This window comes from Aquabacter cavernae (assembly GCF_003993795.1).
GTDB classification, from domain to species: Bacteria; Pseudomonadota; Alphaproteobacteria; order Rhizobiales; family Xanthobacteraceae; genus Aquabacter; species Aquabacter cavernae.
In genome coordinates this window covers 501,313-512,308 of the sequence record NZ_RWKV01000016.1, presented here as the reverse complement: position 1 = coordinate 512,308, position 10,996 = coordinate 501,313, and the positions used below count along the sequence as shown (strand labels likewise).

The 10,996-nt window shown below is 67.1% G+C and carries 9 protein-coding genes and 1 rRNA gene; 8 read left to right on the top strand and 2 right to left on the bottom strand.

All coding sequences use genetic code 11. The features are described from left to right. Positions 1–94 (top strand): 5S ribosomal RNA (gene rrf / locus EJJ38_RS18090); the annotation flags it as partial. A 271-nt stretch (positions 95–365) separates the two neighbouring features. On the opposite strand, the gene EJJ38_RS18085 is transcribed toward rrf, so the two are convergent. Beyond that, on the bottom strand, positions 366–1,277 hold the full coding sequence (locus tag EJJ38_RS18085) for a CHAD domain-containing protein (RefSeq protein ID WP_164738562.1): 912 nt from the start codon (positions 1,275–1,277) through the stop codon (positions 366–368). 365 nt (positions 1,278–1,642) lie between these two features. Here EJJ38_RS18085 and EJJ38_RS18080 point away from each other — a divergent pair, with 365 nt between their 5' ends. The 6 genes from EJJ38_RS18080 (at position 1,643) to denD (ending at position 9,192) form a co-directional block, all read left to right on the top strand. Next, positions 1,643–3,922, top strand: coding sequence for a TonB-dependent receptor (locus EJJ38_RS18080; RefSeq protein WP_164738561.1), 2,280 nt, complete (start codon positions 1,643–1,645; stop codon positions 3,920–3,922). Between the two features lie 73 nt (positions 3,923–3,995). After that, a complete protein-coding gene (locus EJJ38_RS18075; protein ID WP_127091765.1) occupies positions 3,996–4,676 on the top strand; it encodes a Fe2+-dependent dioxygenase in 681 nt (226 codons plus the stop codon). Positions 4,677–4,786: 110 nt separating this feature from the next. Continuing rightward, positions 4,787–6,604 (top strand): IlvD/Edd family dehydratase, encoded by a 1,818-nt coding sequence (locus EJJ38_RS18070; RefSeq protein ID WP_127091763.1) that lies wholly within the window; start codon positions 4,787–4,789, stop codon positions 6,602–6,604. Positions 6,605–6,611: 7 nt separating this feature from the next. Continuing rightward, positions 6,612–7,310, top strand: a complete 699-nt coding sequence (locus EJJ38_RS18065) for a GNAT family N-acetyltransferase (protein ID WP_127091761.1) — start codon at positions 6,612–6,614, stop codon at positions 7,308–7,310. Between the two features lie 113 nt (positions 7,311–7,423). Next, a complete protein-coding gene (locus EJJ38_RS18060) occupies positions 7,424–8,185 on the top strand; it encodes an SDR family oxidoreductase (protein ID WP_127091759.1) in 762 nt (253 codons plus the stop codon). A 29-nt stretch (positions 8,186–8,214) separates the two neighbouring features. Then, a complete protein-coding gene (gene denD / locus EJJ38_RS18055; RefSeq protein WP_127091757.1) occupies positions 8,215–9,192 on the top strand; it encodes a D-erythronate dehydrogenase in 978 nt (325 codons plus the stop codon). 59 nt (positions 9,193–9,251) lie between these two features. Here denD and EJJ38_RS18050 read toward each other — a convergent pair whose 3' ends face one another. Then, positions 9,252–9,710, bottom strand: coding sequence for an arsenate reductase/protein-tyrosine-phosphatase family protein (locus tag EJJ38_RS18050; protein ID WP_127091755.1), 459 nt, complete (start codon positions 9,708–9,710; stop codon positions 9,252–9,254). Between the two features lie 271 nt (positions 9,711–9,981). Here EJJ38_RS18050 and EJJ38_RS18045 point away from each other — a divergent pair, with 271 nt between their 5' ends. Then, on the top strand, positions 9,982–10,965 hold the full coding sequence (locus EJJ38_RS18045) for a transcriptional regulator (RefSeq protein ID WP_127091753.1): 984 nt from the start codon (positions 9,982–9,984) through the stop codon (positions 10,963–10,965). The last annotated feature ends 31 nt before the right edge of the window (positions 10,966–10,996 follow it).

The following is a 10,996-nucleotide window of genomic DNA, read 5'->3' as shown; positions in this document are numbered from 1 at the left end:
CCTGAACCCGATCCCATCCCGAACTCGGCCGTTAAACTCCACTGCGCCAATGGTACTTCGTCTCAAGACGCGGGAGAGTAGGTCGCTGCCAGGCCTGCAAAGGACATGACGTAAGGGATTGCCCTCAACACGATACCAAACAACGCAAAACCCCCATCGCAGAAATGCAGTGGGGGTTTTGTGCGTTTCGGAGGCCGGGAACGGGGACGGGGCGGCCGGCACGCGCCGCATAAGCGGGCAGGACGCAATCGCAATCCAGCACCAGAGCTGTCAGCGCGGACGCATCACGCCAGCCTCCCGCGTTGAGAGCGGCTCAAATCCTGCGAAACCGCACATGCCTCGGAGGCCGGAACCGCTGCCCAGGGCTATGCCTGCGCCGCAGCCTCCTGCTTGCTGCGCGCCCGCCGAACCCGCCGCGCGGTTTTGCGCCCGAACGCGCGCGGCTTGACGCGAAACAGCTCCGCATGGAGGCGCCGCGCCTTGCGGGTCAAGGAGTCCTGGTGGGTCTCCGCGATGCCATCAATCCGCTCGATGAGATCGTCGGGCAGGTTGCCCCGCGTCGCGTCGAGACGGTGGCGCAACGTTTCGATATCCTGATAGCGCCCAAGCAGGTCCCGCAGTTTCTGGGCGCGGGTGGCGCGTTCCGCGCCGCGCCCCGCCGCCACATCGGCGAGGAAGGACATCTGATAGCGATGGGTCACCACGCGCTTACGCAGATCATGCAGCGCCTCGGGATCCGACACATCCAGTGCGTCCCGCGCCTTCGCATAGGCCTTGCGCAGACCCGCCACCACGTCCGCCCGGGCGGCCTGGGCGTCCAGGGTGCGGGCATGACGCCGCCGGGTGTCGCTCAGCCAGCGCTGAAGCACCCGTTCATGGGGTGCGGCATCTGAAGCGGCATCGGCCGAGGTGGAGAGGGCGTCGATGGCGCGGGCCGAATCCTCATGGGCAAGGCCGGCCGCAACCAGGTCTGCAAGCGCATCGCGCGAGGCCTGGTTGTCCCGCGCGCCGGACAGTTCGCGCGCCGCCGCCGCTGCGCTGCGCCGGGCGGCCTGAGCGTCACTGCCGGGAATGAGGCGCAGCAAGGCGCGATATTCCTTCAATGCCTTGCGGGCATCATGAACCATCACCACCGGATCGCCCGCCGCCAGGGCCCGCTGCACCTTGTCGAGGGCCGACTCGAGCCGTGCCGCCAGCGGCAGGCCGAGGCCCTCGGAAATCTCCGCGGGAGGAGGGGCGGGCGCTTCGCTTGCAGTGTCTTCGGGGCTGGATGGCATGGGATTTCCCGTTGGGGAGGTGGTTTCGGGCACCTGTGTCATTCCAGCAACTATGCCATAGGACGGCACTCCTGTCGCCACCACCTGGGATACCGGCTCTGAAAAGCCAAGATCATTCAAGGGACCGCACGCGATTGCGATCTTCGGCCCCCCCCTACAGTATAGAATTCTTCTTAATCTAAATAGAGGCTCATAATACCTTTTTGAAATCAGTCTAATTCATATGTTTCCCGGCGTATCTTGCAGTAGACAAAGTCCGGACCCTAGAAATCGCGCCCTAAAGCAATCAATCGTCAATTTTGCGGGCGGGATATTAAAGGAGTCGGAAGATGGGGCGCGCTGGATCATTTGCGGGCATCCGGTCAATGAAACATGCCGACGCGCGTGGCGCCCTCAAGGGTCCGCTGCAGCTCGGCATGGGCGTCGCCTCGGCCATGGTGGGCGTTCCCGCCTACGCGCAGCAGGCGGCCTCCACCTCCGAACTGGAGCTGCCCACGGTCCAGGTGCAAGACAATACCGGCGGCTTCGTGGCCACCACCACGGGCGTCGCCCGCCTGCCCGTGCCGATCTTCGACATGCCGCAGCAGGTCAATGTGGTGACCGAGAAGGTGTTGCAGCAGCAGAACGACACCACCCTGGAACAGGCGCTGCGCAACGTTTCGGGCATCACCTTCAGCGCCGGCGAGGGCGGGAACCAGGGCGACGCGCCCATCATCCGCGGCTTCTCGGCCCGTGGCGATATCTTCCGCGACGGTATCCGCGACACCGGCTGGTACACGCGCGACATGTTCAACATCGAGGCGGTGGAGGTCTTCATGGGCCCCTCCTCCTTCGCGTTCGGGCGCGGCTCCACGGGCGGCGTCATCAACATGGTGTCGAAGCTGCCCAAGGACGCCACCTTCGTGGAAGGTGACGTGACCGGCTATTCGCAGGGCGGCTGGCGCGCCACCCTCGATGCGAACGCCAAGGTGAACGACAATTTGTTCGGCCGCATCAATTTGATGGGCCAGAATGTCGACACCGCCGACCGCAACAATGTGAATTCCGAGCGCTGGGGCATCGCGCCGTCGGTCACGTTCAATCTGAACGACAAGACCACGGTGACCGCCTCCTATTATTACCAGCATGAGAGCGGCGTGCCGGACTATGGCGTGCCCTATCTGCCCTCGCCCTCGCTGAGCACGTCGGCGGCGAATTTCGGCCAGCCCACGGGCGGCTATTACGGCAACGGTCAGGCGACCGCCCCGGTGCCGGTGCCGCGCAGCAACTGGTACGGCGTGACCAACGGCCCGTTCGCGGACCAGGTGACCACCGACACCAACATGGCCACGCTCTATATCGAGCATGAGCTGAACGACTTCGTGACGCTCAGCAACGGCACGCGCTACACGGCCAATGATCGCAACGTGATCGTCACCGCGCCGCGCAGCCTGGGAACGGCCTCGAACAACACCACTGTTCCCAGCCTCTATCCCGTGCAGAGCATGACCATCGGCATGCAGCGGTTCAACACCATCACGGACAACACCCAGCTCTCGAACATCACCGACATGGTGGCCAAGTTCGAGACCGGCATCTTCAAGCACACGCTCAATGCCGGCATGGAGCTGACCAAGGAAACCCGCGACCAGCAGCGCACCAACCTGTGCAGCCCCACGGCTGCCCAGTGCCGCACCAGCCTGTGGGCGCCCAGCAATTATTCGCCCAATCTGGGCGTCGGCGGCTTCGCCAACTACGCGCCCACCTCCAACAATACCGACATGACCGACGTGGCCTTCTATGGCGGCAACCAGATCGCCATCGGCGACCACTGGCAGGTCATGGGCGGCTTCCGCTGGGATATGGCGGATACCACCTACCAGTCGGTGGCCGCCAACGGTGCGGTCACGACGCTGGATAATAGCGAAAGCCTGTTCAACTACCGGTTCGGCGTCGTCTATTCGCCCATCCAGACGGTGAACCTCTACGTCACCTACGGCACGTCCTCGAACCCCTCGTCCGAATATGGCGTGCTCGACACCGGCACCGTCACCCTGGCGCCCGAGAGCAACAACACCTGGGAAGCCGGCGTGAAGGCCGAGGTGCTGGATGGCCGCGTCGTCCTGACCGGCGCCGTGTTCCAGACCACGAAGACCAATACCCGCGTGCCCACCGATCCGGTGGCGGGCCTGCCGCCCCAGGTGCTGGGCGGCGAGCAGCGGGTGCGCGGCATCTCGCTGGGCGCCGGCGGCGCGCTCACCGAGCAGTGGGACCTGACGCTGAGCTACACCTACATGCAGACCGATGTGCTGAGCGTCGGCCCCGCGCCCACGCTGGCGAACCTCGCCACCGTCGGCAAGGAGCTGCCCAATGCGCCGCCGAACTCCTTCTCCATGTGGACGAGCTACGACATCACCCCGCAGCTCACCATTGCCGGCGGCGCGACCTTCAACGACGACACGTTCGCCAACGTCCAGAACACGGTCTATGTGCCGTCCTATTGGAACTTCGACGCCATGGCGAGCTACCAGTTCACCAAGAACTTCCAGGTGCAGCTCAACGTCTACAACCTGACCAACGAGCTTTATTACGCCCAGTATTATGGCGGCCACGCCGTGCCCGCCGCCGGGCGCTACGCCACGCTGACGGCCCGCGCGACGTTCTGATCTTCGCAAAGGCCGACCCGCGCCGCCCTGACCTCCGGCGGCGCGGGTCCTTTCGTTTCAAGGCGCCCCGTCCATGATGCTGCACATTCCCAATGTCCTCACCCCCGACCAGGTGGCGCGCTGCCGGCGCATGTTCGAGCGGGCCGGCTGGGTGGACGGGCGGGTGACGGCGGGCGCGCAGACCAGCTCGGTGAAGCGCAACCTCCAGATTCCGGACGATGACCCGGAAGCGCTGGAGTGCGGGCAGATGATCGTGGCCGCGCTCCATCGCAGCGGCCTGTTCATGTCGGCGGTCCTGCCGCTGCGGATCCTGCCGCCCATGTTCAATCGCTATGACGAGGGCATGACCTTCGGCTCCCATGTGGACAATGCCATCCGCCGCATCCGCACCACCGGCGAGACCATGCGCACGGACGTGTCCACCACCCTGTTCCTCTCCGAGCCGGAGGATTATGACGGCGGCGAGCTGGTGGTGGAGGATACCTACGGCACCCACGGGGTGAAGCTGCCGGCGGGCGATGCCATCATCTATCCCGCCACCTCGCTCCATCATGTCACGCCGGTCACGCGCGGGGCGCGCATCTCGTCCTTCTTCTGGACCCAAAGCCTGATCCGCAATGACGGCCGGCGCAGCCTGCTGTTCGACATGGACATGGCCATCATGCGCCTCAACCAGGACCATCCCGGCCACCCTTCGGCGGTGCAGCTCACGGGCGTCTATCACAACCTGCTGCGCGAATGGTCCGAGGCCTGAGAGCACCCGGCCGGCCTTATTGGAATTGATTTCATCTAAGGCGCGGCGCATAACTCGCTCCCGGATCAAATCGATTAGATATCCGCGTGCAGCGGATCAGGGAGACAGCCATGGCGGGTGCGGGCAACCATAAGAACGGCGCTGAAGGCCGCAAGCTGCGCTCCCAGCTCTGGTTCGACAATCCCGACAATCCCGGCATGACCGCGCTCTATCTGGAGCGCTACCTGAATTTCGGCCTCACCCGCGCGGAGCTGCAGTCGGGCAAGCCCATCATCGGCATCGCCCAGACCGGCTCCGACCTCTCCCCCTGCAACCGCCACCATCTGGATCTGGCCAAGCGCGTGCGCGAAGGCATCGCGGCGGCGGGCGGCATTCCCTTTGAATTCCCCGTCCACCCCATCCAGGAGACCGGCAAGCGCCCCACGGCGGCGCTGGACCGGAACCTTGCCTATCTCGGCCTCGTGGAGGTGCTTTACGGCTATCCGCTGGACGGCGTGGTGCTCACCACCGGCTGCGACAAGACCACGCCCGCCTGCATCATGGCTGCGGCCACCGTGAACATTCCGGCCATCGTGCTCTCGGGCGGCCCCATGCTGAACGGCTGGTGGAAGGGCGAGCGCACCGGCTCGGGCACGGTGGTGTGGAAGGCCCGCGCCCAGCATGCGACGGGGGAAATCGACTACGACACCTTCATGGATGTGGTGGCCTCCTCGGCGCCCTCCGTGGGCCATTGCAACACCATGGGCACGGCCTCCACCATGAACGGTCTCGCCGAGGCGCTGGGCATGTCGCTGCCGGGCTGCGCGGCCATTCCCGCGCCCTATCGCGAGCGCGGCCAGATTTCCTATGAGACCGGCAAGCGCATCGTGGACATGGTGTGGGAGGACCTGAAGCCCTCCGACATCCTCACCCGCGCGGCGTTCGAGAACGCCATCCGCGTGAATTCCGCCATTGGCGGCTCCACCAATGCGCCCATCCATCTCAACGCCATCGCCCGCCATGTGGGCGTGCCGCTCACCGTGGATGACTGGCAGAGCGTGGGCCATCAGATCCCGCTGCTGGTGAACCTGCAGCCGGCCGGCGAATATCTGGGCGAGGAATTCCACCGGGCCGGCGGCATCCCTGCCGTGGTGGCGGAACTGATCGGCGCGGGCAAGATTCATGAGGATGCGCTCACCGTGAACGGGCGCGGCATGGGCGAGAATTGCCGGGGCAAATTCTCCTGGGACCGTGAGGTGATCCGCTCCTATGACAACCCGCTGAAGGCCGAAGCGGGCTTCATCGTTCTGCGCGGAAACCTGTTCAATAACGCCATCATGAAGACCAGCGTCATCTCGCCGGACTTTCGCGCGCGCTTCCTCTCCAATCCCAATGACCTCAATGCGTTCGAGGGGCGGGCCGTGGTGTTCGAGGGGCCTGAGGATTACCACCACCGCATCGACGATCCCGACCTCGGCATCGACGAGTACACGCTCCTCTTCATTCGCGGCACGGGCCCCATCGGCTATCCCGGCGGGGCGGAGGTGGTGAACATGCAGCCGCCCGCCGCCCTCATCAAGAAGGGCGTCATGGCGCTGCCCTGCATCGGCGACGGGCGCCAGTCGGGCACCTCCGGCTCGCCGTCCATCCTCAATGCCTCGCCGGAGGCGGCGGCGGGCGGCGGCCTCGCGTTGCTGCGCACCGGCGACCGGGTGCGCATCGACCTGGGCAAGGGCACGGCGGACATCCTGTTGTCCGATGCCGAGCTGTCCGAGCGCCGGGCGGCGCTGGATGCGGCGGGCGGCTTCCCCATCCCGCCCAGCCAGACGCCCTGGCAGGAGATCCAGCGCGGCATGGTGGAGCAGTTCGACGAGGGCATGGTGCTGAAGCCCGCCGTGAAGTACCAGCGGGTGGCCCAGACCATGGGCATTCCCCGCGACAATCACTAGGCTTGCCATGGACATCCAGACCCAGCCCGTCGGTGCCATCGTGGACGGCCCGCCCGCCCGGCGGCCCGAGCGCACGCGCCTTGAGGGGCGGCACATCGCCATCGTGCCGTTCGAGCCGGAGCGGCACGTGGCCGCCCTCTATGCGGCGTCGCACGGGCCGGGCCTGGACGACCCCTGGACCTATCTGTCGGTGGGCCCCTTCCCGGACGAGGCGAGCTTCCGGCGCACCTATGAGGAACTGGCGGTGAAGGCGGACCCGCTGCTGTTCGCTTTGGTGGACCCGCACAGCGGCGCGCCGCTGGGGCACGCCACCTATATGCGCATCGAGCCCGCCCAGCGCGTGGTGGAGGTGGGCAACATCCTCTTCACCCCCGCGCTCGCCCGCACGCCTGCCGCCACCGAGGCCATGTATCTCATGGCCCGCCATGCCTTCGAGGATCTGGGCTACCGGCGCTATGAGTGGAAATGCAATGCGCTCAACGCACCCTCCCGCCGCGCGGCGTTGCGGCTCGGCTTCACCTTCGAGGGTGAGTTCCGCCAGCACATGATCTCCAAAGGCCGCAACCGGGACACCACCTGGTTCTCGCTGCTGGACACCGAATGGCCGCACGCCAAGGCGGCCTTCGAGGCGTGGCTGGCGCCGGACAATTTCGATGCGGACGGGCGCCAGAAGCACCGCCTGGAGGCGATCCGCGACGAGCGCTGAGCCTGCGCCGTGCTCCCTCTCCCGCTTGCGGGGGAGGGCTGGAGAGAGGGGCAGCGGGCGCAGGGCCAAGATTTCAAGGCTGGAAAACAGCCGGACAACAGGGACGGACGACCATGGGTGGACGCTTCGAGAAGAGTGGACGCTTGGAAGGCAAGACCTGCCTCGTCACGGCGGCGGGGCAAGGGATCGGACGGGCCATCGCCGATACGTTTGTGCGGGCGGGCGCGCGGGTGGTCGCCACAGACCTCGACATGGGCAAGCTGGACGGCTTCGCCGGTGAGGTCCGGTCGCTGGACGTGCGCAAGACCGAGGCCGTGGAGGCATTGGCGCGGGAGATCGGCGCGGTGGACGTGCTCGCCAATTGCGCGGGCTATGTGCACCAGGGCTCCCTGCTGGACTGCTCGGAGGCGGACTGGGACTTCTCGTTCGACCTCAACGTGAAGTCCATGCACCGCACCCTGAAAGCCTTCGTGCCGCTGATGCTGGCAAAGGGCGGGGGCTCCATCATCAATATCGCCTCGGCGGCCTCCTCGGTGCGCGGCGTGCCGAACCGCTATGCCTACGGCACCACCAAGGCCGCCATTATCGGCCTCACCAAGTCGGTGGCGGCGGACTTCATCACCAAGGGCATCCGCGCCAACGCCATCTGCCCGGGAACGGTGCAGTCGCCCTCCCTGGATGAGCGCATCGCGGCGGTGGCGGCCCAGTTCGGGCGCACGCGCGAGGATGTGCGGGCGGACTTCGTGGGCCGCCAGCCCATGGGGCGGCTCGGCACGGCGCAGGAGATTGCCGACCTCGCCCTCTATCTCGCCTCCGACGAGAGCGCCTTCACCACCGGGCAGATCCACCTCATCGACGGCGGCTGGTCGCTCTGAGCGGCCCGCGCGAATCAGGACTTTCATCCATGCGCATTCTCGTCATCGGCGGCGCCGGAATGGTCGGCCGCAAGCTCATCGAACGCCTTGCCAAGGACGGGCGCCTGGGCGGCAGGCCCATCACCGCGCTCACGGCCCATGACGTGGTGGCCCCGGCCCGCATCGAGGCGCCGTTCCCCATCACCGCGCGCGTCTCCGACATCTCCGTGCCCGGCGAGGCGGCGGCGCTGGTGGCGGACAAGCCCGACGTGATCTTCCATCTGGCCGCCATCGTCTCGGGCGAGGCGGAAGCGGATTTCGACAAGGGCTATCGCATCAACCTGGACGGCACGCGCTTCCTGCTGGATGCGGTGCGGGTGATCGAGGGCTATGTGCCGCGCCTCGTCTTCACCTCGTCCATCGCGGTGTTCGGCGCGCCGTTCCCGGAGGCCATCGGGGACGACTTCTTCACCACCCCGCTCACCTCCTACGGCACCCAGAAGGCCATCGGCGAATTGCTGCTGGCGGACTATTCGCGACGCGGCCTCATGGACGGCATCGGCATCCGCCTGCCCACCATCTGCGTGCGGCCGGGCAAGCCCAACAAGGCGGCCTCGGGCTTCTTCTCCGGCATCATCCGCGAGCCGCTATCGGGCCAGGAGGCCATCCTCCCCGTGTCGGAGGAGGTGATGCACTGGCATGCCTCGCCCCGCGCGGCGGTGGGCTTCCTCATTCATGCCGCGACGCTGGACACCGCGCCCATGGGCGCGCGGCGCAGCCTGACCATGCCGGGCCTCGCCGTGACCGTGGGCGAGCAGATCGAGGCGCTGCGGCGCGTCGCGGGCGACAAAGCGGTGGCGCTGATCCGCCGCCAGCCGGACCCGGTCATCGAGACCATCGTCGCGGGCTGGCCTCGCCGCTTCAATGCCGCTCGGGCGCTGGCGCTGGGCTTCACGGCGGAAGCGAGCTTCGACGAGATCATCCGCATCCATATCGAGGACGAACTGGGCGGGAAGATCGCGGTCTGACACCAAAGGCCCACGCGGCACCGGCCAAGGACTGGGGCCGTTGGTCTGGCCGGAGCGGCTCACGCCGCGAAGGCGTGGGTGCGGCCGAGTTCGCTGATGGCCGAGACGAGGTTCGGCAGCAGGCGGCGATAGGCGAGGCGGCGCGCATGGGGATCGGCGAGCGCCGCTGCGTCATCCAGGCGCCAGCGCTGATGGGCGATGCAGCGCACCCGGCGGGCGAAGCTCTCCATCTCCGCCTCGATCCCCTCCACCAGCGAGACCACCACATCGATGCGCGGCGCGCCGGGCAGGCTGAACACTTCCAGCGGCTTGGCTGAGAGACCGTCCACCGGGATCCGCGCCGAATGCAGGCACTCCACCGCCGCAAGATCCACCGGCCCCGGCTGCACGCCCGCGCTGAAGGCGCGCAGGTGCGGGGTGCGCCCATGGGCCAGGGCCTCGGCCAGAAGGCTCAGGCCGCCATTGTCCCGGCACGCGAACAGGATCGCCGCCCGGGGACGGATGGGGGATCGCCGCATGATGAAGCCTCCGCTGGAGCGCGCGGTCCTGGTGAAACATGAGAGCCTGAAGGCCCGGGGACCGGACCGCCGCGCCCGAATCACACGGCGGACGCTAGCCGCGCCGCCAAAACGCGACGATGACAGCGCGTTTCGGGCATCCACGCCTTTGAGACTGCACGGTTAACCCAATGTAAAACCTTCCCCCACATGGATGCCTCCGGGCCTTCAGCGAATCGCGAAAGGCCTTTCAGAGAGCTGGATTCGGATCCAGACCCATTCGGAGGCTTTGATGGCGAAGAGCGAAGTGTCGGGCGCTGAGGTGAGCAAGATCGCCGCGAAGGCCCTGCGAAACCCCGCGAGCGTGACTCCCGACGAGATCCGCGCCCTCGCCGCCTCGGTCCTGACCCAGGTCGCCCCGAAGACGGTCGCCAAGGTTTCTCCGAAGACTGCCGCTCCCAAGGTTGCCGCTCCGAAGGTTGCTCCGGTCAAGGCTGCCCCGAAGGCGGTTGCCAAGGGGACCGTGAAGGCCACGGTGGAGCCCAAGGCCGAAGCCGCATCCCCGGCGCCCGCGCCCGAGGCGAAGCCGGCTCCGGCGAAGACCGTCGCTGCCAAGCCTGCTGTGAAGACGCCCGCCGCGAGCCCGGCTGCTAAGCCTGCTGCGACCAAGCCCGCCGCTAAGACATCTGCGGCCGCGAAGCCCGCTGCGGCCAAGTCTGCCAAGGCTGCGCCCGCCAAGGCTGCGCCCGCGACGGCGAAGCCGGTGGCCGAAGTGAAGGTGCCGGAAGCCGCCAAGCCGGAGGCCGCTCCCCAGAAGGTTGTTGCCAAGACCCCCGCTGCCAAGACGCCCGCCACCAAGGCCTCCGCCACCAAGGCGCCCGCTGCCAAAAAGCCCGTGGCCGCCAAGCCGGTGGCCAAGCCCGCCGCGAAGCCTGCTGTCGAAGCGCCGAAGGCCGCTCCGGCGGCAAAGGAGGTGTCCAAAAGTGCAGGCAAGACGGCAGTCAAGACGGAGCCAGTGGCGCCTGTCGCTGCGAAGCCCGCGGCGGCCAAGGTGACGAAGGCGAAGGCGGCGAGCCCCAAGGTTGAGGCCCCGAAGGCTGACGCCCCCAAGGCTGACACCCCGAAGGTCGAAGCGCCTAAGGCGGACGCCCCGAAGGTGGTGAGTGCCAAGGCTTCGGCCAAGCCCAAGGCCGCTCCCAAGTCTGCCCCCAAGACTGCCCCTAAGGCCGCGAGTGCCAAGCCTGCGGTGAAGAAGGCGCCGGCGAAGACCGCCTGAGCCTGAGCCCGAGACGTTCGCGACGGCCCGG